This window comes from Nitrospira sp. BLG_1 (genome assembly GCF_047338595.1).
Taxonomy (GTDB): domain Bacteria; phylum Nitrospirota; class Nitrospiria; order Nitrospirales; family Nitrospiraceae; genus Nitrospira_D.
In genome coordinates this window covers 1-23,165 of record NZ_JBLFBO010000034.1, presented here as the reverse complement: position 1 = coordinate 23,165, position 23,165 = coordinate 1, and the positions used below count along the sequence as shown (strand labels likewise).

The window sequence follows — 23,165 nt, the reverse complement described above, 5'->3', positions numbered from 1 at the left end:
AAGAAGATTGGAAACGACCATGAGCAGCGTTGGACGACGTCAAAGCATACAGAATGGACTTCTGCAGTACCTCCTCCCACTAAAGGAACAGGCCATGCGTACATCACTGTGGGTGAGCGTTGGGTGGTTGCTTCTGTTGCTCGTCGTCAGTCTGAGCGCCGAGAAGAACTCTGTGGGGCAACAGGCAGCAGTGGGTGCGGCGACCGGTCAGTCCTCCTGCCTGACCCCTGTCTCAAGTCCGGCTCACGATATTGCGCTACGATCAAACGTCAAACCAGGTGGGCGCTGTGAAGCTCTTGCCCCGGCTAGTCCACTAGGTCCACCAGCCTGCCAACAGGAAGCGTTCGTGCAGCCGAAGCAAACGATCGCGCTCTCGCAACGGAATCCAGTGGCGCAACCCCTCCGGCTGAAAGGAGACAGACGACATGGGCAAGCTGATGATCGAGGGAACACTAGATCTGTCACAGTTCTGGCCGATAGGAGAATCTGACGCCGATACGACCAAGATCGTGCTGACCGTCCTTCCTGGTGCCGTTCAGTATCAACCAACCAACGACGTGCCCAACCCCACCACGAAGTTTGACGGAGCCGGAGTCAAATTGTTTGGCCAGTTCAAGCCGGTCATCAAGAATGGGAAGATCACTGTCAGGCTACAGGGAGTCGATGCACCTGAACTGCACTATCAACCGCAATCCATGAAGGGGAAAAGCTACAAAGGTCAACCGTTTGGGAGCCTGAAGGGATCCGGACTGGTCAAGAAATATCGCCAGCGCCAAGCGGAAACAGCCACCGCCAAACTGGGCCAGTACCTCCGCACGTTCGGCACCTCCCCGCTTCCCTGCCGATTTCAGACAGCGGTGACGGATCCTGAAGGTCCGGCCGATGCCGTGGACAAGTACGGACGGTTCGTCGGCAACATACTCATCAACGAGATCGACATCAATCTAGAGATTCTCCGGCAAGGGCTGGCGATCGTGGCGCTGTATAACTCCATGCATCCAGCTGAAATGGACGCTTGCCTGGAGGCCTGGGCTCTTGGAAAAACCGCCTTGGAAGGGATTGCGCAATACCAGACCCGAACCATTGGTGAGTTCGACCCTCAACTCCTGTACCAGAAGCCGGCAACCGCCACGCTCACGCCGGAAAAGACCAAGAAGTTTATCCACCCCAAGCTCTACCGCCGCCAATGCACCTGGTGGGCCTATCGCAAACTCGGCACATTCAAAGGCGGCTTCGATACCTATCTCAGCCTGTTTCCGGATGATGTGTTCTTTGAACGGTCCAGCATGCGTGAGGAAGGATTCCTAGCTGCAACCCCGTTCCAGATCGAAAAGATGGTAAAGGCCGGTCGGCAAGTCATCTATGGCCCTGACGAAGTCGTCTTCAAAGAAGCCGGCTCACGACTGTTTACCGCTGAGGGACTGCCAATTGAAATGTGGTAATTTTTCCGGCAACAAAAACACCACCGATTCTCCACCGCCCTCCCGATTGCCACTCATCAGAGAGACCCACTCTGAATCTCTTTAGATACACCCTGAATCGAAAGAGATTCACCTCACCGTTCTCCTTCTACGCCACCATACGTAATTCTTCAGAATTCGCACTGCCAACACTACCTAGTTCCTGGTCCAGTCCTTGCTGCAGAGTCGCTCAACATTGAGTCAGTAAACAGACATTGCAGGCATAGATCCTGAAGACTCTATCCATTGATAGAGCCTTCAGGCCATCAAGTATGACCTGTATGGCCTCATTCCAAGGAGGGGGTCGCGCATAGAAGGGGCAAGTGTTATTGTCCCGCCCCCGAGAAGGAAGAGAGCGACATGACGATGGATTTTTGTGAGTCCCTTCCTCGACGATCAGCTGACCAGCAAAGAGGATGCACCATGCGGAACAATTACAGTACTTAGCGATAGATACCTTAATAGACCAGCTTCCGATGGCTCGGAGCAGAAGGGTCCTTAGAAGTTAGCACCCAAGACTGTCAGTGTTCTTGATCAATGGTTCATAACTTGGAGACACGTCATGCATGCCAGTCAACCCAAATGCTTCATGTTGGAACTCAGTAACCTTTTCCTTAACGGGATTAAGTATCTCTGGATTCCCATCTTTAGCATAGTCTGGCTGGGGGGATGCACAAACCTACAGGGTCTCCATCTCCACAATTCCGCTGACGAGGAGCTCGCGAGAAAAGCCAGCGACAGTTTTAAATCAGCCGATGTGGGGGCGTTCATTGAATCACAACGGAAGACACTCGCTGCAGTCAATGAGCGCGATCTGGCGGTCACTCGGCGCAATGTGATGGCCGAACGCGATGCCGCAATCATCACCGCACTAGGTGAAAAGCGAACGACTAAAAGTTTACTCGATCTCATCAATACCCGCCTAGCACGAATTGGGATTCCTTCTGATCCTAGCATGCTCAAGGTGCTGCATGCTTTGGAGGATGAACTTGAACAAGCCATAGTAAGCCGCGATATCTATCTGGCTTCAATTTCGACACGTAAATTAAGTCCCCCCTTATTCCCACCGACAACAGAAGACGAGAAAGCAATCAAGAACCTCAACGATCCTACGATTGAACTGCTTTTCAATAATTACAAAAACAGAGCTACTCAGTACCTTGGTCATCTGAAGGACTTGGAATCACAAACACAAGGGCTTATTGGCGAACTCAACCAAAAGATACTAGACGGCAGGATACTAAGAGGGGACTTAGGGACAATAATTACTGACAAGCGCAAGACTCTCGAGGAATCAGTAAACGATTACAAGAACCAGGTGAAGGATTCTACCGAAGATGTGCAAGCACTCCGTAGCAAGATCGAGGAGGCCCTCAAGAATTTTGATGAAGTGGCAAAACCCATTCAGTCGAAAGCAAAGCGGGTGGGATTAGAAGATCTGCTTGTAGAAATTCATCTTGAGAAGCTCAAAGTGGCCCGCGAACAGGTGGGTCTATTCCTCCATGCCTTTGCACAAGAGAATTCCGCCGAAGCAAAAACGGCCAACGGAAACGCTCGCTCCAAGGCTGACATGGCGGGAGATGCGGCAGCCATCTTGGTCAATGCCACGAAAGAGATTCAAGATTCTTCCACGAGGGTCAAGTTGGTTCCGCTCATCTTCGAGCAGGAACGGCTGAAACTTGAGATTGATCGAGTACAGCGAGCTGTCGATAGGGGAAAACAGAGGCTTGATCTTCTAGAGAAGCAGAGATCGGTTCTGATCGCAGAAGGTTTGAAACTTATTGATGCGAGGAATTCCCTCGCGAAAGCATCCATCAGCAACCCAACAAGTGACGTAAATTCACTTTTGACCGCTTCCAACACCAAAGGGCACGTCATTCATGCATTATTGGTATGGGCGGAGTCTATTGCCGTCGATAAGCTTCTTCAGGAAGAAATCGAGATCACACTAATCTCGCTGGATCACGAGCAAGCGCTTGACGCCTCAGAATATGCACTGAATCTATGGAAGCACGTGATTGCCTCTCCATTAGAGGAACTCGTCGGCTACCATTCCTCAGGCCTTACATCGGAAGACATCGCCAATCTGATTCACGCCGCTGGCCTAGCGGGCATTGCAATCGGAGTGAACAGATAATACCCGGGAGAATGAACTATGCAGAAGCTCGCTGCTATCTTTCTTGGCACTGCACTGACATCTTTAATTGCGGGCTGCAGCCCATCGGTCGTCAGAGACTACGCTGCTGTCCTTTCAGCCAATACGAGTCAGCTCAACGACCAGGTTGAACAATTCACCAAATCTCAACAGGAAATAGATATAGCTCGCGACAGACTCATCAACATGCTCGAGCTCTCAACCTTGAGAACTGAAAACTATAATGAACGTAGATTAGCCGAGTGGACAGCACTTGAAGGCGACCCTGCATTCAAAGAGCGCAAGGATCTGTTTGGCATGATCAGAGCTTACACAGATGCAGCAGGCAAGCGTGAATCTGAGATCAAATTGCTCACGGGGAAGGTCATCGAAATGCGCCTTGCAGCAAAAGGGCAACGGTCTGAGAAACTTGCTGATACGGTTAAACACCTCGCAGCACTATCAAAAGATCCATCCTTAAAGCACCACGTGACATTTTTGACCGGTTTCGCCCAGAACATAGCCGACAGCCTCAAGAAGGCACAGGATGATGCCACGAAGGCGTCAAGCGCTGCAACGAACAAAATTGATGTCATTAAAGAGAAGGACAAAAATGAAGCTAAATCGATCGATGTGTCCTCAGCAGCCCCATAAGTAACGGTGAACATGATTTTTGCGGCTAACCATTGTCACTCTAAAGGAGACTATGGGCATGGGAAAACCAACGCGGGCGACGCGCAGTAGAACAGCAACTATGGCAGATGATTCCACAGCACCAAAGCCAGATCCATTTGTCGAACTAAGCGTCGAGGCTGCATCTGGGCTTAGTAATGCCATCCGCGAGTTGAACTGGATAGCGGATGGAGGGGATCCTTCTGCGAAACCTGAGGATGAGGACCTGGCTAACGTAAAGCGGGTCGAATATGACAGAGAGCGAAATCGTATCAACGGACGACTACTCGCCTTCCTGAGGAAGGAGCTAAGCGTGCAGCCACCCTCTGACGACGACATCGAGGCTGCCAAGAGTATTACTGCTCGCCTAGCCAAGATGCGGGATGTGAATGTCAGAGCTACTACTGTGGTGAAAGCAGCGACGGATCTTCTTGATATCTATAATCGGGCATGATTCCACAAAACATTAATGACATGAGTGATGCGAAATGTAGCTAATGAATATCTCTACTACACAGCGAAGATCAGGAGGGATAGGCCATGGCGGACGTTGCGGAAAAAGATGTCAAAGATGTAGTTGAGCAGATCGTTGCGCTCAAACGAACTATTTTGACTGAAGGTAAGGCTGGGCTCAATGACCTTCCTCCAGATGACATGTTCAAGGACATCCTGACTGGAGCGGGTCAATTCAACCGCGATGCGTGGGGGCAAATCCCCGATGACGAAAAGAGCGGCCGATTCAACGAACTCCTTGGAGTTCGCGATTCATTGACAACCATTTCGTCACCTAAACAACTACCCCCTATAAAACCAGCTCCTGCTCCTCGACCTGACGAACCTCCGAAGTCTTCAGTTGATGAGCCACCCCCAATTCCTGCACTCGATGGACCAAACGATCCTCGACATATCATGTCTGCCACCTACGCATCGACCAAGGCCGTCTATGGGTGCATAGCTTTTGGTGGAATCCTTGTTGTGGCACTGCTGTATCTGATTATATCCCGATGGGACGACGCCTTAAGATTGGATTATACAGAGAAAATTAACGCAGCTTCGGGGGCAATCACTCTTCTAAGAGAAGCCAAGAAGAGTTCTAATGCGGCAGCCGAAAAAGCTCGAGCAACAGAGACAGAATTAGATACGCCTGAAAAAAGAGATGCAACTGAAAAGCAACGAATCAAAGAACAAGCTCAACAAATAGCCAGTATCGCAGCCATCGATGCTGTCGAAGCAATAAAAAACAACGAAGGTCCGCTTGAATCAACAGTACTCCATATGGTCATTCTATTGGGCGCATTAGGAGGATCGCTGCATTTGCTGGGGTCCCTTGTGAACTACGTAGGCGAACGGAAACTCAAACGTAGCTGGCTTCCGTATTATTTCTCTCTTCCACTGGTTGGAGCAGCACTGGCCCCCATAGTTTACATGCTGCTCAGGGTTGGGATTCTCACTCCTACCGGTCAAGGGAACGGAGGGACCGCTATTGCCAATCTCAATCTCATTTCAATCTACGCCCTTGCAGCCCTGACTGGCATGTTTGCCAAAATTGCCACGGAGAAGCTAGGAGATGTTTTTGCAGCGATGTTCCAGTCAAGACCTGAACGAATTAAGAGCGATAAGCTTGATCCCGATAAACCTACAGGCACCTTGGAGACGGCTAAGCCTAGACCCTAGGGTATTCCAACTTCAGGAAGAAGAAGTAGAAAGAATCTTATGTCCATACCCCTCCCAGGTAAACTCGTTCGAGTCACCACTTGGAGTGAGCTGGTTCAAGAACTTCATTCGAGGCGGTTAGTTCAATCTCGACCCGAAGAAGGCAATCACTTGCGCTCCCCGTATGTGTTCCGAGGAATCGATGTTGCCCAATGGGGACTTCGCACGAGTCTCCAGCGGCTACCTCGCAATAACCATGGCGATATCGACGTCATTGAACGATCGCTGATCCGAAGTTTCCGAAAGTATGCAATTGCTGGCACATTCGACAACCGTTCTGAATGGTATATCCTTGCTGTGGGACAACATAATGGTCTGCCAACAAGATGCCTAGACTGGACATTCTCCCCCTTTGTTGCAGCACACTTCGCATGTGGTAAGGACGAGTTTAACAACCAAGACGGAAGTATTTGGTGTCTACATGCTGGCATTCTTCGCCACCTCAATGAGCGAAGCAACGGTACAGCCGAAAGTCTTAGAAGAATTGCTTGGGTTTACGACACTCGCCTATTAGAAAAGAGCTTTGCTGATCTGTCCGCATTTGATGCAAGTCATGATGCCGGAGAACTAATGCTCCTCTGGGAACCTCCGTCGCTCGATCAACGCATTGCGAATCAGGCTGGTTTGCTTTCAATCATGAACGGCTCTAGCGCGTCGCAGAACGAATTCTTGAGGCAATATACTGACGAGTTCCCCGATTTGCTGCTGCGAATCGATATTGCCAGCTCTGCAAAATCTGAGATCCGCGATATGCTCGACCAAAACAACATTTCGGAGCGTACGCTCTATCCCGATCTCCCAGGACTGTGTAGTTGGCTCAAACGTTACTACGGTGAGGCATGGAGTGAGAGAACATCAGTAACCACTCCTTTTGAACAAGATAAGCTTGAAGTGAAGTCAGGCATGAGTGTTGACTTACTAGAGAAGAAGTTACCCTTAGTCCAAGGAGGAATGGTGTGAATCTTGGGCAAGTGCTACCGTCTCGCCCCAACATTATGCGCAAGACTCGGCCTTCAATTGTCTGCCATTCGAGTGCGGCAATTTGGAAGCGCACCAAGGACTTAGCAATCTTTACAAGCACGATCAGCTCCCAGATTTCCCAATGTGGGGTGATCAACTGAATAGGCCAACAGTCATATCTGACGCAATAGAGTCACAAATGCCAGACATTCGTCGCGCAACAGTAAAAGAACTTGCCCATAAGATCAAAGGCACAGATGGCGCAATGCCTAGATTTGCTTTTTTCTTGGGGGCGGGAGCTTCCAAGCAGTCGGGCGTCATCACCGTAAACGAGATGATCAGGTTTTTCCGCAATCGGATTCTTGATGAGAGTTGCCCGCTGACCAATGCAACCGAAGAGGATAGGGACAAATGGCTAAAGGGCCAGCACTGGTATAGAGCGGCAGGAAGCGACTACTCAAAAATGTTTGAGAAATATGAGCCCAAGGAACTGGGAAGGCAACGCTATATTGAAAAACTTATTGATGGAAAAAGTCCATCCTTTGGTTATGTCGTACTCGCTAGTTTGATGGCCAAGAAATACATTCAGTCGATACTCACCACTAATTTCGACGACCTCATATATGCCGCATGCACAAGTTACAGCCCAATCAGGCCTATCGTCTATGCCTACGGTGTCTTGGCATCAGAGATGCGCATTACAGCCTCACGTCCAAAGATACTTAAGCTGCACGGAGACTATCTTTATTCAACCCTAAAGAACACGGATACGGAAACCGCAGTTCAAGATCCCAATATGGCTAGGCAGGTTGCTCAGGTACTCGCTGAGTACGGACTTGCCGTTGTGGGGTACAGCGGAAATGATGCCTCGGTGATGAAAATTCTGTCATCCATTTCCGAAAAGAATGATCTGTATTGGTGTGTCCGTCGATATGAGGAGCCCAATACGGGCGTTCAAGAATTGTTACGTGCCAAGGGTGGGTTTCTCGTCGAGATCGAAGGATTCGATGAAATGATGAACGAAATCCGAAGCACAGTTGAGCTAGATGCGCGCACAATGATTGGATCGATCTATGAACGCCAGACTTCGATAATCGAAGGATTGAAAGAGCTCCACCCTAAATACTCAGCCAAGATTTTAGGGGAAGTGGTGACGGCGCTCAAAGACCAAATGACACACCAGGAAGAACAGATTAGAAAAACAGAAGCCGCCGACTATTTTGCAAAGGCATATGAAGCGGATGAGCAAGGCAATTACAAAGAAGCGGTGGGTCTCTATCGTAAGGTGATCAAGCGGGATAACGGATACTTCTGGGCATACAACAATCTAGGTGCGTTGCTTCTTAACGAAAAAAACTATCCAGAGGCTGAAGCCCTTCTAAAAAAGGCAATCGACCTTAATCCGGGTGAATCGTTGCCATGCTCGAATCTTGCTTTGGTATACGGAGGACAAAAGAAATACCTCCAGGCGATACAGACGATGATACAGGCAGTTCGACTGTCACCGCAGGATAGTGCCAATGCCAACGGGCTGGGATGGTTTTACTTGCTGTCAGGAGACTTCAAACGAGCAAGAAGGCAATTTGAACAGGCGATATCGCTTGATCCTCGAAGTTGGTCGCCCGTATTCAATCTCGGCATTGCACATTGGCTCGAAGGCAGGAAGGCAAAGGCGCGCACACTCTGGAGAAAAGGTTTGACTATGCTCTCCCTCGATAAACCAGATGAGAAGCTGGCGCACTCGCTTTATTCGACTGCCGCTCAAGATAGGGAGAAAAGGGGTTCAAGTCTTCGATCAATTTTGCAAGGGGGAACTTTTCGCCCCAATCAACTTGATAATGCACTCCAGGATGCAGAGGTTCTTTTGAATTCTAAGTCACCACCACCAGGAGTTAGACAAGCAGTAACTTTGTTGAAATCGGCAATGACTCGATCCTTAAAAACACCAAAATAGTGGCAGGTTGCTTTGGCAACGGTTCTCAATGGGAGAGAGCACAAATTGGGTTCGCCCATCTCGAAGGCTCCAGCCAAGCAGGCACAGTCCATTATCCCCCCGTCTTCTCCGAACGGAAGGTCTCTAAGATGCCGGGAGTCTTTATATAACACTATGCACGTGAGTCACATTTCACGTGCACGAGAGAATACATTCAATGGTTGGGGTCCGACATGACTATTGACTTATTAGGAGAACGACGCGGAGGATCTATTTATACGATCGATAGATGCAAGACAAGAAGGTTTCACAGCGCTGGATATAAATGTGAGTTAATAGTTATGACTGACACCAACTACGGAGTAGGCCAGGCTCCGCCAGGTCACCCATGTTGAATCAATTCTATTCGAGCTTTAGAGCACTGGCTGACGAGCTCGCTCGTACAGCGCAACAGACCTTCCAACATCGCTGGCAAGACCCGTCGTTTGCGGCGCAACTACCGGCGGCCTTTCGCCCGGAGTATTGGGACTACCCGGGAAGATCTGGAGAAGACACTGCGCCGAAGTACCTATACCGAGGCGAGGCGGGCGACTATCCAAGCTCGCTACCGAGCCGTGCTCGGATCCATGCAACTTTTGACCAGATCGAACTGGCGCTGCTCGACGAGCTGACCAAGATGGCAAGTTGGTGCTGGCGGTTGCGCCACGGCGATCCGTTTCGGTCGATCGGCTGGCCCCAGCACTACGGATTTCCGACGCTCGTTTTGGATTTGACGAGTGATCCACTGGTCGCATTGCATTTCGCGGCAGATGCGCGAAATGTATCCGGCACTGCTTCCAGAGTTGTCTATCGAGTCGATCTCGAAGCAATCGAGTCCAAGGTCTACGGACCCGCGGGGCTTCCGACTCCGATCTCGGCGGCATGCATTGCCCATGACTTCTGCAATCGGGCAATACGGCAGAGTGCGTGGGTCATGCGTAGCAACGATTTTGAAATGTCACTCGATTTTCAACACTGCGACCATCTCACCGATCACGTCGAACGCTTTGCGGTCGATGGCCGTGACGCAGCGGAGTTTGTCCGCCCGGACCTTCTCGACGCGAGCAGCGACTTCTTCGCATGCTGGCCGCTTGCGGTCTTGCGCAGCTTCAAAGCCTCCATCGAACGACCGTTGCCAAAGCGATTGGCTGAATGGATCGTTTCACGTGTTCCGTTGTTCGAACAAACGCCCGTGCGTATCTTTTATGACGAACGCGGTCGCGGCAGCAGGTGGCAACTCATCTCGCCCACCGAGGCGAGCGCCGCTGATGGGTGCTCTTACGTTGCAGCAATTGATGCGGTCGTCGAAGAACTCACTGGACCTGATATCCCAACGCCGAGCGGCCTGCTCTTCGGCGTTCCGACAGGGGGCGAACCCAACTCGGATCGATGGTTTCGGAGGGGCGATGAATGCGAGATTCAATGGCGCTACCCCTTTCCGGGTCCGCCGCGTTACAACGCCCGCGCGTTCGAACGCGTCATCATTTGATGATGGAACAGGAAAAGATGGTAAGGGAGGGGGCGGGAGTCGTTTTGCACTCACAGTCACAACAACGCACTGAGACACGCAAGATGGCGTCAAGCCAGGTTCCCTGCAGCCATTATTTTCCCTATCCCAGACTCCTGCACCCCAGTTGAGACCAAACACCCCTAGTACGTATCTGTTGTGTGGAACAATCACAAGCGTTTGGTTATACTTCGTCTCCTATGTATTTTCTTTTGCCTCTACCACGAAGCATTTGTCGCCGGATTCCGTTCATGCTACCAGGGATCCTGAGTACGGCGCTCATCACCGGTTGTGCGTCCATTGAGTCGTTTCATGCCGCCCCTCGTAATGTCTGCACGGGAGATATCGTCAATGTCACATGGCAAGCAAAAGGAACCGTGGAATTGACGTCGACCCCACCGGCTCATCAGACGAGCGCATCGTCGTCCGAAGGATCGGCTCAGTTCGTCGTTCAAGAATCGACGAGGTTTGCGCTGAAGGCGAGCCGTCTCTTTTCGAAAAAGACTGCCCTGGCGGATGTCGTCATGGTGGCGAGGGAGTCCAAGGAGTTCGGCGATTTGGCACAGTGCGAGTCTCCTGCTGAGGGCGTGGGGCTTGCCTTGGTGCTCAAAGATCCTCAAGTCTCGTCGGCGTTGCAAGTGGCGACCGTCACCAATATGAATGCTCGGCCGATCGTCCTTCGTAAGGAAAATGTCCGTGTGGCCATCATGCCCGGTCAAACCTCCTCGGCTTTTTCCACGCAACCGGCAGCGGGCGCATGGGAAATCACGGCGGCCCTGAACCCACGGGAGACCTGTGATGAGGCCTTGGCCGAGCTCCACGACCGCCTGTCCATTCGCATTGCCTTTTCGTGCAGGGAGTAGCGATGCCGATTCCCGATCAGCTAAAGACCATTGTTGTGGTGATGATGGAGAACCGATCCTTTGACCATGTCTTGGGATACTTGGCCCTCCCGCAGTTTGGAGGCCGGAACGACATCGAGGGCCTGCAAAACTATGAGACTGATCCTGCCTTTGCGAATTTGTATGATCATCAGGTGTACCGCCCATTCTCGGCCACGGATGGTCCACTCCCCAGTGATCTCCCCCATACCCGACATGAAGTGACGACGCAGTTGGCCTTTCGGGGCAAGCGGGCAACGATGAGCGGATTCGTTCAGGCCTATGTCGAGTTAACCAAGAGCATCGTCCAGAACCCTCCCGTGCTGGGCTACATGACCCCGTCGGATGTCTTCATGTCAAATTTCTTTGCCCGCAACTTTCTCATCTGTGACCATTGGTTTGCCCCTCTTCCGGCCGATACCCAGCCCAATCGGGCCGTCGCATTGACCGGCTGCTCGCTGATCGACGACACCAAGGCGCGCATCATTCCCTACCGTGATCTTGTGCTTGACTGGCTCACTCAACACGAGGTCACCTGGAGGGTCTACCACTCCGGTCTCTCGTTCTTTCTGCTCTTTGGTCTCATGGACCTGGTGCTCGGGGAGAATTTTCGGAGCATCCGGGATTTGCCGGGCGATTTAGCGAACGACGATACCGAAGAGATCCCGCAGGTGATTTTTATCGAACCGGAGTACAACGACTCACCCGTTCACTTTGGAAATATTCCGAACGATAATCATCCACCGTTGGCCATCGGTCCGGGAGAACATTTTCTTCGGGATATCTATGCAACCCTCTCCACGAGCCCCCATTGGGCTAATATGATGTTGATTGTCACATATGATGAACATGGGGGGTATTTTGATCACGTTCCGCCTCGACCGGTTAAAAGTGGAATCCCCGCTGGGGCGCAGTACTCCGATCCCTTCCTGACGACGGGCGTACGTGTCCCGGCGATGATTGCATCTCCGTTTGTGAAGAGTGGCAGCTGTTATTCAGGAACGCTGGATCACACATCAATCCTCCAACTATTCGCGGAAAAGTTCGCCGGAGATCGGAGGAAATATTCAGAAGACGTCTCTATCCGAATAGATCAAGGCATCGAAAGTGTGTCCAGCGCTTTGACGACAGTTCAGCGAAAGGATGTTCCGGTGGCTCCGGCCACTCCGTTCGTCGTCAAACAGCTCATGCGGTCCACCAAACTCGTACTGAACGAAAATCAGAAGGCGTTTACCTTGGCGAGTCACAATGTACTGTCCTATAATTCAACGCAAGCGATGCGTCGATTCCCGGAGCTTGTCCACTTCGATGAGTCTCAAGCTGCTCATCCCCCTCAGGTCTCAGCGATGGTGTCCCAGCTCGATCGAATGCCTCGCATTGCAAAGCCGGTAAGAAGAACCCGCCTGAAAAGCACTGGTCGACGCCCCGCGAAGAACGTGCGTAGCAGGGCCAGAGGGTTGAAGAAACCCTTGAAGAAAAAGGGGTAGCTCATCTTGAAGGCCTGAGAGAAGTGAGCACACGTCGTGTCGCCACACCGCTTATTACCCACATCCAACCGAAATTCACAATAAAGAACAGTAGAGAATGGAAATCAGTCAATCAGGAGTTGCTTCTTGTTTTATGCATTCATCGTTCACCCTTTCCCCAGTCTCAGGCATTTTCAGTTGAAACAGTGATACCGCAGACTTCCCATTGATCTCGTCGGCTCGTCTCGCTACGATGCTCCTCCATGCGAACGAATCGTTGGAAGACAGGATTACTCTTCTTGATGCTGGTTGCCTCTCTGGTCGGATGCGCCACAGCACACTACACACCACTGAGCGAGGCCGGGAACAATGTCGTTGAGCAGCTCAAGGGAAACGTGTATCGGGTGGAATATCGGACGAGCGCGTTCACTTCACAGGAGCAACTGGACCGATACCTGCGTCGACGCTGTGCCGAGCTGACGCTCCGAGAGGGGCACGACTACTTTCACATGGGTGGACGATTGGATGTGCTGGGACTCTCACGTCGGACAGCCATGACCGTGACGCTATACAAGAACCCAAAACCGGTTGGAATTCCTGATCTCCAGAATGCCAAGGACGTGTTCGCTGAAACGATAATTACCCCTCCCTCAAATTAGGCCTACCCTAACAAAAAGCACTATCAGCTCTCATTTGCACACCAGTGGAGCCCTTCGGTACACCCTCGGTGAGCAAGCTGTTGAGAAAAACACCGTTGAATCGTCAGCATTGTTGATCGCTCACCAACTGAACAATTCTCCCGGATGCTCAAAATAACCCTGCAGCGGTGAGCCTCTGAGCAAGGCGAGAACGAAGCTGGATGACTTTTTCAACATCCTGACTAAATTTCCACGACCACACCGATTTCGACGACCTGTTCGGCAGGAATGTGGAAGAAGGAACTGGCGCGTTGAGAGTTGCGGCTGAGGAAGACGAATAGCCTTTCTCGCCACAACGCCATACCCGGCTTGGGTGTCGCCAGTGAGTTCACACGACTCAGGAAGAACGTCGCTCCCTCAAGATCTACCTCCAGCCCTTGGGACCGGCAGGCTGCGAGCAAGCGGGTGATATCCGGCGTCTCCATGAACCCATATTGCACCACAACGCGCCGTACACCCGGCGCGAGGGGTTCGATCCGCACGTGATGGCTGTTGGTGACGATCGGCACACGTGCCGTCGTGGTCGTCAGGAACACCAATTCCTCGTGCAGCACATGGTTGTGCCGGACGTTTTGCACGAACGACGGCGGCGCCAGTTCCGGGAACTGAGTCAAATAGACGGCAGTGCCAGGAACACGCGTGAGCGGCTGTGCGAGCACCTCTTTGAGATAGGCATCCAGTTGCGGCATCCTGCTCCACAGATGCTTGGCGATGAGCCGACGACCGCCATTCCACGTCGCCATCAAGAGAAAGATCCCCGCACCCAGCACCAGCGGCAACCACCCGCCATGCGGGATTTTTAACGCATTAGCGCCAAAGAACGAGAGGTCCAGAGTCAGGAAGAGACCCGTCACAAGCCCAGCCAGCGGCCAACTCCATTTCCATTGGCGCCGCGCCACGACAAAAATCAGCAGTGTGGAAATGACCATGGTGCCGGCCACCGCGATCCCATAGGCGGCGGCCAAATTACTGGAGGTGCCGAAGAACAGGACCAGACTGATGGTGCCGATCAGCATCAGGATATTGATGGCGGGTAGATAGATTTGTCCGATCTGGGAGGCCGACGTGTACCGAATCGCCATACGTGGAAGATAGCCCAACTGAATCGCCTGCTGTGTGAGGGAAAAGGCTCCGCTCAGCATCGCTTGCGACGCGATAATGGTGGCCAGTGTGGCGAGCACCACCAGGGGCAGGAGAAACCAACTGGGCGCCAGTAAGTAGAACGGATTCACCACGGCCTCCGGCTGCCGGACCAGGAGGGCACCTTGTCCCAAATATTGCAGCACGAGCGACGGCAAAACCACGCAGTACCACCCGAGACGAATGGGGCCCTTCCCAAAGTGCCCCATATCGACATACAAGGCTTCAGCTCCTGTCACAACGAGAAACACACTCCCCAAGACCGCAAAGCCTTGTGTCGGATGGTCCAACAGAAATTGAACGGCGTGGTAGGGGCTGAACGCGACAAACACATCCGGAGTCTGGATCGCGCTGTTGATTCCTAAGACAGCCAGCGTGACAAACCAGAGCAGCATGATCGGCCCAAACCATTCACCCAGTCGTCCTGTCCCATGCGACTGGATGCCGAAGAATGTGAGCAACACGATGATGGCAATCGGGAGCGTATAGGATTGATAGGCAGTCGTCTCGACGGCAATGCCTTCCACCGCGCTGAGGACCGAGATGGCCGGCGTGATCATCCCATCCCCGTAGACCAACGACGCGCCGAGCAGCCCAAGTGCAATCACCGGGCCGATTCTCAGGGGAAACGCAGATTCTTCGCGATGGCGCTGCCCCAAGGCCATCAAGGCCAAAATCCCACCTTCGCCCTGGTTGTCGGCTCGCATCACGAACAGCAAATACTTGATGGTCACGACTAAGAGCAATGCCCAGATGATCAGCGACAAGAGCCCCGTGACCGTCGAGAGGGTGACGGACAGATCGTGCGAGGCGTGGAAACATTCTCGCAGCGCATACAAGGGACTGGTTCCGATGTCACCATACACGACACCGAGCGCCGCGAGCGCCAATCCTGCCGTTGTCGATTGCTCGGATTGGCTATTCATGATAGGGGAAAGAATACCCTGCTATGTGAGGGTCTGCGGCAAAACTCACCAGATCGTGAAGTCCGGAAGCATGATCTTTGATGGTGTTTACTTCCAACCCACCGCCTCGCAGCGGCAACGCGCATAGAAGGCGTCCTGGTGGCTCCCCCACTCCAACAAGGCATGCTGCATGACCACCAGCTCTTCTTCGGTAGCCCATCGCTCTTTGAGAATCAGCGCCCGATGTTGATTCAAAAAAATGCTGCCGAAGTATCGGCTGAACGCGGCAGCCTGTTCTGCGGTACCGAACACGTCGGACGAGGCTGACACGACTACGTTCTGAAATCCCGCTTCCCGTAACAGTCGACGCTGCTTTCGTCCGAACCGCGTATCGCCGCCGTTGTGTTCAATCACGCGCAGAGTCAGATTCCAAAACCGATCCACATCCTCGTGCAGAGGGTAGTACACGTCTCCATCGCCATCCGTATCGCGCAGTCCGATGACACCCCCTGGTTTCAGGATACGCCACAGTTCCCGCAACGCTTGCATCGGCTCAGCCAGATGGTAGAGGACGGCATGTGCCAAGACCGCGTCAAAGGTCTCATCCGCAAAAGGAAGCGCATAAACGCTGGCGTGCTGGAACTCGACATTACCGGTCCCACGCTGTTGCGCTTCACGGCGCCCGATCTCCAACTGACTCTCTTCCACATCAATTCCCACCACTCGGCCTTGTGGGACGAACGATGCCAGCGTGACGCTGATGCCACCCGGCCCGCATCCACAATCCAGCACCTGCATGTCCGACTTGAGATGCGGCACAAAAAACGCGGCATCACGAGCGGCACTCCGTCTCGCCAACCCTTGCAAGACCATCGGATCATAGCCTGCAGAATAGACTTCATGCTGCACCAAGGAAGGTTTCCGAGACGCGCCGATGTCCCAGGACGCGAGCCCGTCCAGATACGCGCTGAACTGATAATCCTCCAACATCGCACCAAGCCGTGCACAGATCTGCTTGAACAAGTCCGCGCCACGTTGACTGGAAAAGTCGAGCATGCCTCCAGCGATCACCCAGGTGGTCAGAGGCGCAGCAAGTCCGGATTGAACATCCTGCCTGAGATCCTTGATGGTATACCCCCCAACACCATCGGCCAGAAGTGTTTCATGATACACCTTCAGCAGTGACTCCTCCGTAGCCCTTCGCTGCTCCACCGGAAGCGAACCGGAGAGGAAATAGGCCAAATCACGCGGACCAGGTGCACGCCGTGCCACCTGCCAATCAAATACGGTCACACTCCTTCCGTCGTGAGTCGTGGCGAAGGCGAAATTGTCCGCCCGGAAATCTCCGTGAGTCAGTGTCTGCGGCTTACTTGATAGCTGAGCCACATAACGCGGCATGAGCTCGGCAAATCGTTGCGCAAACTTCCGCATCGCCGGCATCAGTCCCTCAACACACCGTTGTTCAAATCGCGGTAGCATCGTCCGATAGAGACCGATCCGAGCCTCAGCTTCATCACCGAGGGAACGCAACCATGGTAACTGCTTGAGAATGGAGGCTTCCCAATAGTGCGCGTGCAAGAATCCGAGGTGCCGGACAACCAGCTGAGCGTCCGGGGGAGAACAACCACAGAGATTGTCTCCAAACTCTGCGTGACCCAGGTCCTCAAGGAGCAAGAGACACTCACCGGTCCCTTCGTCATAGAGACTCAGATACGGGCGGGGGGTCTGAAGAGGAAAATCCGGCAATGCCGCGATATCCCGGTAAAAACCGGTCTCGGTTTCGTAGAGGCCTACCCGACGCAGTTGTTGCCGAACGGCGAGATCTGCCGAGGACAGCTTGGCAAAGGCGGTGGCTGGAGCACCGGCTTCTTGTTTATCATATTCAATCCTGAGGCGGGCGGTTTGCCCCACAAAACCACTACCTGCCGCAATTGGGTACACATCGACAGCCACCACCCTGGCAGCCTCAAGAACGCCAGCATGCTGTAATGCCTGCGTCAGCCAGTCGGGTGTGATGGAATTCGGTGCCTGAGGGATGGCGAGATTGCCTGCCTTCATGGGGACGGAGAGTACCATACCACCTCAGAAATATGTATGGCGTCCGCACAGGTGTGTCGTGGTAGATGATCCAGTTCAACAGAGTTGACACAATCCATCAGCCTGCGTACCCTCCCCCGTTCATGAAGACAGTTCACACTCTTGCGATCATGCTGGCACGTGCGTTTGGTGCCTGGCTCTCGCTCGCCTGCGCCATGCTGTTGCTCGGCTGCGAGTATGTCCGCCCAACCATGAACGCGCCCTTAGCCCATTGGGACCCAGCCTATGGCTACCGATCGACGAACCTGCCTCCGTCCAAAACCGGCAGCTCGGACAGTCTGTTCATCGTCGCATCGTTCTCAGGTGGCGGTGCACGCGCGTCCGCGCTCTCCTACGGTGTATTGCAAGAATTGGCACGAACTCCGATCACCTGGGAGGGACGTCAGAAACGACTGGTCAATGAGTTGAATATCATCAATGCCGTGTCGGGCGGGAGTTTCACCGCGGTGTATTACGCGCTCTACGGTGACCGCATCTTCCGGGATTTCGAGACTCACTTTCTCCGGAAAGACTGGGAGAGCGAACTTCGATCGAGAATCTTCCGCTCTCCGTCCAACTGGCTCCGACTCTGGTCTCCGTATTTCGGTCGGGCGCATATCTTCGCTGAGTTGTTGGACGAAGCCCTGTTCAACGGCCATACCTTCGGTGATCTCCTGGCCAAACGTCAGCGCCCCATCATCAATTTGCATGCCTCCGACATGGCCTCCTTGTCGCGCTTCGAGTTCAACCAACGGCAATTCAACATCATTTGTTCAGACCTCAGCCAACTCCCCTTATCGGTCGCTGCCGCCTCCACGAGCGCACTTCCGCTCTTGTTGAGCCCTATTTCGATGACGAACTATGCCGGCCAATGCGGATTTCAACCTCCGGCTCGATTGGTGGAAGAGCGCCCCACCGCATGGGGACGCCAGCGCGCCAGGGAGCTCCGGTCCTATCTCGACGCCAAACAACGTCCGTATATTCATCTTCTGGATGGCGGGCTGTCCGACAATATCGGGATGCGCAGCGTCTTGGAGACGACGGCCCTCTTTGGAGATCTGGAGTCGACATTCCAGATGCTCGGAGCCAAGAACATTCGAAAGCTGGTCTACCTCATGGTGAGCGCGGAAACCGCTCCGGATATCACGCAATACCAACTCAACGATATTCCCGGCCTCATGCGAGTGAGCCGGGCCTTAATCGATATCCCCATCAATCGCTACTCGACCGATACGCTGCAACTCATGAATCACGCCATACAGCAATGGCGCCTGCAGCTCCGGCAGCGGCCCGACAACCTTCCCAGCATATTCACGCCGGACGCAGACATCTACTTCATCAACGCGAGTCTGACAGAAATAACCGATCCGGAGGAGGCGGCGCGCCTCATGAATATTGCCACCAATCTCGCTTTGACGAACGAAGAAGTCGACCACCTGCTTCAGGCCGGCTCGCGCTTGCTACGAGACAATCCTGAATTCCATCGTCTGATCAGAGACCTTGCCCTTGATGCCGAGACAACATCCTCCGCTCCATAGAAACGGCGAGCTAGATTGAGTCGACACAGCATGCGCAGGACGAACGGCAACAGATTGAGTGATAAGAGGAAGCTCGAAAGATCGCGGAATTCCTTTTTCCAGACCATCGTGTTGGCCTGGCTGCTATCGGGTTGCGGAGCGACAGAACTCGGGATGTGTGCGCCACATGTCAAAGAAGAAGGAACACCGACCCGGAATTGGACCGAGTGCTTTGAGGAACCTTTCTCGCAGTCAGGAATCACCCATTCCCTGTTCTGCCTCAAGGACGACACGGCCAAACCTCCGGTACTCCTGCTCCACGAGATGACCGGACTGTCCCCAGGAACCCTGGCCTATGCCGAGGAGCTCTCAAAAGATTTCACCGTCTACGTGCCGTTGCTGTTCGGCGAAAAAGGCAAGTTCTCGCTGATTCACGGATTAGAGGCCTATTGGTTTCGTGGCGTCGTCGACTTTTTTCCCGGCGGGGAATGGGGAACGCCCTCCCACGGAAGCGCGCCGATCGTGAACTGGCTGCGCGGCGTGGTCCAGCAGATCGAAGACCGACATACAGGGCAGCGTATCGGCCTGATCGGCAATTGCCTGACGGGTCCATTCCCGCTCGCCCTGTTGGATCATCCCCTGGTCGCTGCAGCTGTGGTCGCCCAACCAGCACTTCCTTTGCGTTTCTGGTGGTATACGGATAACGACAAGGCATCCCTTGGGATCTCTGAAGGCGATCTCATGATCGCCAAAGCGAGCACCGCGAAGGTGTACGGATTGCGGTTCGAAACGGACTGCATGGCTCCTCCAGAGAAGCACAAGACCCTGAGCGACACATTCGGCAGTCGCTTCATCGACGGAGCCATCCCGACCAGGTCCTATCAGACCGACGGCAAACCGACGCATGCCCATAGCACGCTGATTGGTTCGTGGAACGAGCGGGCTCAGACCGGACAGGCCTCACGTGATGCGCGAGAACGAGTACGAACTTTTCTCCTGGAGGAACTCACCAAGCCTCGCGCAGCAGGGTGATAGGTGACCGGTGCAGGCTCCTAGGACGCCACTGTTCTCACGCTCAAAATGGATCGGATTCCTTGTGAGCCTTCCGCGCTTTCTATTGAAACTGCGGGGGGAGTCCGTTACAGTTTGCTCCATCATAGGCTTACCTTAGGAGAACATCATGCATAGAAGCTTTACTCCATTCTTATTGCAAGGAATACTGGCAGTCTCTCTCGCATTCGGCCTGGCTCCTCACCTCGCTTCTGCTCACTCCCCTGACACTCATTCCTCCGATACCGCCGATGGGGGATGGGTCCATGAAGGCATGGCCGACGAAGGCAAAATCACGGGAGGCTTTCGTGTCGGGCCGAGCTTCACAACTCAAGACTCGGGCTTGTCCACAGTCGGCCCCGTGATCAACTTCCAAGGTATGTATGGACTGAATAAATGGTTCAGGGCAGGAATGCTGCTGGAATGGCAAAATCATGGTGTCGATAATCCGGGAACCGGCTCCGTCAATACCGTCACCCTGCTGCCCGTCAACTTGGAGTATCGCCCTGGACATTTTGGCAATCTGATTCCCTATGTCACGACTGGAATCGGGGTAAACATCAATACGCATAATGTTTCTGACAGTTTTGCTTGGCGGGTCGGGGGAGGTCTGGACTATGCCTTGACGAATTTGGTCCCAAGAGCCCCACAAGGAATGATGCTGAACGTGGAAACAGCCTGGAAACGGAATCATGCCAACGGGGATTTTTCCACCATCGGGTTATTGTTCGGGGTTCGCCACACTTTCTGAACGGTTCTTTCTCCCGCATGGGCAGTGCCCATGCGGGAACACAGATCACTCACATCCCTCTTGATCCAGCGTGCCCGAGTCTACCCTATGATCTCTTTCTATAAGGCCGTCGGCACATTCGTGTTGTTCCTGGCTATGGTGTCGTAACACGGGGGTTCTTCCGCCATTCCCATGGCGGAACTGGATCCGGATCGGCCCACAATCCCTTTTGGGAATCGCGTGCCTCTTTTTCCAGCGCCTCCAGCTGGGTATCCTGAGGAGCCTGCTTCCGATCCCACCAACACCAGCCTTGCTGCACCAACGTCTGGCTCATGTTCCTGTCGTCGGGAAGGAGCACATCCGCCACAACACGGCCCTGCTTGTCCTTGCCATAGATCTGAAGCGTGACGTCCATGCTAAACCCCAGATCAGACGTCGCTTGCTTGGCCTGCTCACTGTAGGGCTGGCCACTTCTTGGACAGGCAATCCCATTCAAGCGAACTCGTTGCGCTTTCCCATTGCGCACCACTTCAATCGTGCCTCCATCAAGGATGGTCACCACCTGCCCTCCAAAGGGGAACGCCTCTCCTCCACTGAGGAACACCCCTGCCAGAAGGACGATGACGGGGAGGCTTGAAAGAAATGGCTTGGTCGAATGAGTCGTTCGTTGCGTCATAGGCACACCCCTCAACACATCTCAATTGCCCCCTTGTGTACTACACTGTGGCCACGGAAAGTAAGCCCCTGGGTGTGCCAACTCCTACGAGACATGTGGGGCTAAAACTATCGCGCCATGCACGTCATGCCCTTCGCGATTTTGTCGGGCTGGGGCGACGCGATCGCGCAGGATTACAGTGGGTTAAACTTGCGCTGGAAGTTTTCGCCTTGACTCACTTATCATATGTCGATCAATCGGCCCGGAGGTCTCCATGGGCGCCACCAACATATTTCGGCTCCTCATCCTGATCATTCCTCTTACCTGGGTGGTACTTCGTCTCTTGCCTGCCGACCACTCGCGATCCAGCCACCTCCGAGGCATCACACAATCTGCCGAGGAGTACAAATCCCATGAAGAGACCGACCTGTTCCTACGTCACGAATCCATTTTCGAAGCTCATTACCAGTCACACTATGCAACATCAGGGCAGACCTATCAGCATTATCGACTGGCCTATAAGTATGGCTTCGATCTCGCCCAGGATCGGGACAATCAGAAGATGGACTGGAAGCGTCTTGAACCGCTCGCGAGACAAAACTGGAATGAAGGTATCATGGGACCGTGGAACCAACACCAGAAGGCTATTCTCTACGGATGGGAACAGGGCATCAAGAACCACGGCGGATGAGGGTGGCGGAGACCATCTGCATGCTGCCGTCATCTACGACAAGACCGAGCTGACGCATCTCATCCCAATCCTGTACCGTCGGCGGACGGTAGCGACCAAGCACAATATCTCCGCCCAACAGCAAGTTGAAATTACAGTCTATGTATCGATGGTGCAGATAATGGTGGCGCCTCAACAATCGGACATATCTGGTTTTCAGAATCCACCGCAGCACAGGAGACACACACGTAGTCTCCTCCTCATGGGGCCTATGCAAATGGGGATGCACGAACATGGCAAGGCAAGAATGGGCGGCGACGGCAGGAAGCGCTCCAACAAATCCCCACGGACCAAGCACAAGGCCGATCAGTAGGATGCAGGGAACGATCGGCAGGTTGAACCAGACAATCCCACTCCCTCTCAAGCTCATGCCATAGTGCTCTCGCCAGATCAACGAATCCTGATGCGCATTGAGCCTCAGGTCAAGCCGATCCTTTTCCCGTTGGCTTGAGAACTGAGTCACGAAATCTTTTCGAAAAGTCCACCGATGATGGACGATGCCATGGGAGAAAAAGGCACGACGGAACGGCCAACTGATCCTTGGATAGCGTGCCCAGAGCCGCCGGGTTCGCGGTCCGGCATGATAGATCACTCGATGAAGCGTGGACTCAAGCAGCGTAGTCGTGACATAACCGAGCATCAGCCCGGTGAGCATCTGCAGAAGAATACCCACAATACCTCATGATCGTGAAACTCCAAGTAAGAGATAAATCCGGTCACAACCACGCTCAGCGCACAGATAGTTTAAAAGCGAGGATTGCAAAGAGCGTTCGTTTGGCTACTGCTACCTCATGACCTTCCAAGCCGTCACATTCGCCCCACAGCCTTCTGTGCCAAGGCCTTCAGTTTCGCTTCGTCGCCTGCGCCTTCCCTGATCGAAAGTTGCGCCAACACCGCCC

General features: G+C 53.4%; 20 protein-coding genes. 16 read left to right on the top strand and 4 right to left on the bottom strand.

The annotated features are described in order from the left end of the window. Nucleotides 1–94: 94 nt before the first annotated feature. From ACMTNU_RS16435 to ACMTNU_RS16380, 12 genes are all read left to right on the top strand, one after another. Nucleotides 95–490 carry a hypothetical protein gene (locus tag ACMTNU_RS16435; RefSeq protein ID WP_413936392.1) on the top strand — a complete coding sequence of 132 codons (396 nt, stop codon included), beginning with the start codon at nt 95–97 and terminating at the stop codon, nt 488–490. Beyond that, a complete protein-coding gene (locus tag ACMTNU_RS16430; RefSeq protein ID WP_413936391.1) occupies nt 426–1,442 on the top strand; it encodes a thermonuclease family protein in 1,017 nt (338 codons plus the stop codon). Before ACMTNU_RS16435 ends, ACMTNU_RS16430 begins: the two co-directional genes overlap by 65 nt. 580 nt (nt 1,443–2,022) lie before the next feature. After that, nucleotides 2,023–3,597 carry a hypothetical protein gene (locus ACMTNU_RS16425; protein ID WP_413936390.1) on the top strand — a complete coding sequence of 525 codons (1,575 nt, stop codon included), beginning with the start codon at nt 2,023–2,025 and terminating at the stop codon, nt 3,595–3,597. Nucleotides 3,598–3,615: 18 nt separating this feature from the next. Further along, the gene (locus ACMTNU_RS16420; RefSeq protein ID WP_413936389.1) at nt 3,616–4,248 is read left to right on the top strand and encodes a hypothetical protein; all 633 of its coding nucleotides are present in this window, start codon (nt 3,616–3,618) and stop codon (nt 4,246–4,248) included. 58 nt (nt 4,249–4,306) lie between these two features. After that, a complete protein-coding gene (locus ACMTNU_RS16415; RefSeq protein ID WP_413936388.1) occupies nt 4,307–4,720 on the top strand; it encodes a hypothetical protein in 414 nt (137 codons plus the stop codon). A gap of 86 nt (nt 4,721–4,806) precedes the next feature. Then, on the top strand, nt 4,807–5,940 hold the full coding sequence (locus tag ACMTNU_RS16410; RefSeq protein ID WP_413936387.1) for a hypothetical protein: 1,134 nt from the start codon (nt 4,807–4,809) through the stop codon (nt 5,938–5,940). A gap of 39 nt (nt 5,941–5,979) precedes the next feature. Continuing rightward, nucleotides 5,980–6,939 carry an FRG domain-containing protein gene (locus tag ACMTNU_RS16405; protein WP_413936386.1) on the top strand — a complete coding sequence of 320 codons (960 nt, stop codon included), beginning with the start codon at nt 5,980–5,982 and terminating at the stop codon, nt 6,937–6,939. A 199-nt stretch (nt 6,940–7,138) separates the two neighbouring features. After that, a complete protein-coding gene (locus ACMTNU_RS16400) occupies nt 7,139–8,893 on the top strand; it encodes a tetratricopeptide repeat protein (RefSeq protein WP_413936385.1) in 1,755 nt (584 codons plus the stop codon). Between the two features lie 367 nt (nt 8,894–9,260). Beyond that, nucleotides 9,261–10,400, top strand: coding sequence for an FRG domain-containing protein (locus ACMTNU_RS16395; RefSeq protein WP_413936384.1), 1,140 nt, complete (start codon nt 9,261–9,263; stop codon nt 10,398–10,400). A 269-nt stretch (nt 10,401–10,669) separates the two neighbouring features. Further along, the gene (locus ACMTNU_RS16390) at nt 10,670–11,281 is read left to right on the top strand and encodes a hypothetical protein (RefSeq protein WP_413936383.1); all 612 of its coding nucleotides are present in this window, start codon (nt 10,670–10,672) and stop codon (nt 11,279–11,281) included. Nucleotides 11,282–11,283: 2 nt separating this feature from the next. Further along, complete coding sequence (locus ACMTNU_RS16385) at nt 11,284–12,786, top strand: alkaline phosphatase family protein (RefSeq protein ID WP_413936382.1); 1,503 nt, start codon at nt 11,284–11,286, stop codon at nt 12,784–12,786. Between the two features lie 242 nt (nt 12,787–13,028). Further along, nucleotides 13,029–13,424, top strand: a complete 396-nt coding sequence (locus ACMTNU_RS16380; RefSeq protein ID WP_413936381.1) for a CC0125/CC1285 family lipoprotein — start codon at nt 13,029–13,031, stop codon at nt 13,422–13,424. Between the two features lie 221 nt (nt 13,425–13,645). Here ACMTNU_RS16380 and ACMTNU_RS16375 read toward each other — a convergent pair whose 3' ends face one another. Together ACMTNU_RS16375 and ACMTNU_RS16370 are read right to left on the bottom strand one after the other, a co-directional pair. Beyond that, nucleotides 13,646–15,529, bottom strand: coding sequence for a potassium transporter Kup (locus ACMTNU_RS16375; RefSeq protein ID WP_413936380.1), 1,884 nt, complete (start codon nt 15,527–15,529; stop codon nt 13,646–13,648). An 87-nt stretch (nt 15,530–15,616) separates the two neighbouring features. Continuing rightward, nucleotides 15,617–17,584 carry a methyltransferase domain-containing protein gene (locus ACMTNU_RS16370; protein ID WP_413936379.1) on the bottom strand — a complete coding sequence of 656 codons (1,968 nt, stop codon included), beginning with the start codon at nt 17,582–17,584 and terminating at the stop codon, nt 15,617–15,619. Between the two features lie 104 nt (nt 17,585–17,688). Here ACMTNU_RS16370 and ACMTNU_RS16365 point away from each other — a divergent pair, with 104 nt between their 5' ends. The 3 genes from ACMTNU_RS16365 to ACMTNU_RS16355 all read left to right on the top strand — a co-directional run bounded on the left by ACMTNU_RS16365 (nt 17,689) and on the right by ACMTNU_RS16355 (nt 20,902). Further along, complete coding sequence (locus ACMTNU_RS16365) at nt 17,689–19,122, top strand: patatin-like phospholipase family protein (RefSeq protein WP_413936378.1); 1,434 nt, start codon at nt 17,689–17,691, stop codon at nt 19,120–19,122. 153 nt (nt 19,123–19,275) lie between these two features. Next, on the top strand, nt 19,276–20,133 hold the full coding sequence (locus ACMTNU_RS16360) for a hypothetical protein (RefSeq protein WP_413936377.1): 858 nt from the start codon (nt 19,276–19,278) through the stop codon (nt 20,131–20,133). Nucleotides 20,134–20,281: 148 nt separating this feature from the next. Further along, nucleotides 20,282–20,902 carry an outer membrane beta-barrel protein gene (locus tag ACMTNU_RS16355; RefSeq protein WP_413936376.1) on the top strand — a complete coding sequence of 207 codons (621 nt, stop codon included), beginning with the start codon at nt 20,282–20,284 and terminating at the stop codon, nt 20,900–20,902. 133 nt (nt 20,903–21,035) lie between these two features. Here ACMTNU_RS16355 and ACMTNU_RS16350 read toward each other — a convergent pair whose 3' ends face one another. Continuing rightward, the gene (locus tag ACMTNU_RS16350; protein WP_413936375.1) at nt 21,036–21,557 is read right to left on the bottom strand and encodes a thermonuclease family protein; all 522 of its coding nucleotides are present in this window, start codon (nt 21,555–21,557) and stop codon (nt 21,036–21,038) included. A 253-nt stretch (nt 21,558–21,810) separates the two neighbouring features. Between ACMTNU_RS16350 and ACMTNU_RS16345 the strand changes: the two genes are divergently transcribed. Continuing rightward, on the top strand, nt 21,811–22,227 hold the full coding sequence (locus tag ACMTNU_RS16345; RefSeq protein ID WP_413936374.1) for a hypothetical protein: 417 nt from the start codon (nt 21,811–21,813) through the stop codon (nt 22,225–22,227). On the opposite strand, the gene ACMTNU_RS16340 is transcribed toward ACMTNU_RS16345, so the two are convergent. Continuing rightward, nucleotides 22,208–22,939 carry a hypothetical protein gene (locus ACMTNU_RS16340; RefSeq protein WP_413936373.1) on the bottom strand — a complete coding sequence of 244 codons (732 nt, stop codon included), beginning with the start codon at nt 22,937–22,939 and terminating at the stop codon, nt 22,208–22,210. The genes ACMTNU_RS16345 and ACMTNU_RS16340 overlap by 20 nt on opposite strands. Between the last annotated feature and the right edge of the window lie 226 nt (nt 22,940–23,165).

Excerpts from the sequence above, each read along its gene's own strand:
- ACMTNU_RS16435 (WP_413936392.1), top strand. The coding sequence starts at position 95 with ATGCGTACATCACTGTGGGTGAGCGTTGGGTGGTTGCTTCTGTTGCTC.
- ACMTNU_RS16430 (WP_413936391.1), top strand. The coding sequence starts at position 426 with ATGGGCAAGCTGATGATCGAGGGAACACTAGATCTGTCACAGTTCTGG.
- ACMTNU_RS16425 (WP_413936390.1), top strand. The coding sequence starts at position 2,023 with ATGCATGCCAGTCAACCCAAATGCTTCATGTTGGAACTCAGTAACCTT.
- ACMTNU_RS16420 (WP_413936389.1), top strand. The coding sequence starts at position 3,616 with ATGCAGAAGCTCGCTGCTATCTTTCTTGGCACTGCACTGACATCTTTA.
- ACMTNU_RS16415 (WP_413936388.1), top strand. The coding sequence starts at position 4,307 with ATGGGAAAACCAACGCGGGCGACGCGCAGTAGAACAGCAACTATGGCA.
- ACMTNU_RS16410 (WP_413936387.1), top strand. The coding sequence starts at position 4,807 with ATGGCGGACGTTGCGGAAAAAGATGTCAAAGATGTAGTTGAGCAGATC.
- ACMTNU_RS16405 (WP_413936386.1), top strand. The coding sequence starts at position 5,980 with ATGTCCATACCCCTCCCAGGTAAACTCGTTCGAGTCACCACTTGGAGT.
- ACMTNU_RS16400 (WP_413936385.1), top strand. The coding sequence starts at position 7,139 with ATGCCAGACATTCGTCGCGCAACAGTAAAAGAACTTGCCCATAAGATC.
- ACMTNU_RS16395 (WP_413936384.1), top strand. The coding sequence starts at position 9,261 with ATGTTGAATCAATTCTATTCGAGCTTTAGAGCACTGGCTGACGAGCTC.
- ACMTNU_RS16390 (WP_413936383.1), top strand. The coding sequence starts at position 10,670 with ATGCTACCAGGGATCCTGAGTACGGCGCTCATCACCGGTTGTGCGTCC.
- ACMTNU_RS16385 (WP_413936382.1), top strand. The coding sequence starts at position 11,284 with ATGCCGATTCCCGATCAGCTAAAGACCATTGTTGTGGTGATGATGGAG.
- ACMTNU_RS16380 (WP_413936381.1), top strand. The coding sequence starts at position 13,029 with ATGCGAACGAATCGTTGGAAGACAGGATTACTCTTCTTGATGCTGGTT.
- ACMTNU_RS16375 (WP_413936380.1), bottom strand. The coding sequence starts at position 15,529 with ATGAATAGCCAATCCGAGCAATCGACAACGGCAGGATTGGCGCTCGCG.
- ACMTNU_RS16370 (WP_413936379.1), bottom strand. The coding sequence starts at position 17,584 with ATGGTACTCTCCGTCCCCATGAAGGCAGGCAATCTCGCCATCCCTCAG.
- ACMTNU_RS16365 (WP_413936378.1), top strand. The coding sequence starts at position 17,689 with ATGAAGACAGTTCACACTCTTGCGATCATGCTGGCACGTGCGTTTGGT.
- ACMTNU_RS16360 (WP_413936377.1), top strand. The coding sequence starts at position 19,276 with ATGTGTGCGCCACATGTCAAAGAAGAAGGAACACCGACCCGGAATTGG.
- ACMTNU_RS16355 (WP_413936376.1), top strand. The coding sequence starts at position 20,282 with ATGCATAGAAGCTTTACTCCATTCTTATTGCAAGGAATACTGGCAGTC.
- ACMTNU_RS16350 (WP_413936375.1), bottom strand. The coding sequence starts at position 21,557 with ATGACGCAACGAACGACTCATTCGACCAAGCCATTTCTTTCAAGCCTC.
- ACMTNU_RS16345 (WP_413936374.1), top strand. The coding sequence starts at position 21,811 with ATGGGCGCCACCAACATATTTCGGCTCCTCATCCTGATCATTCCTCTT.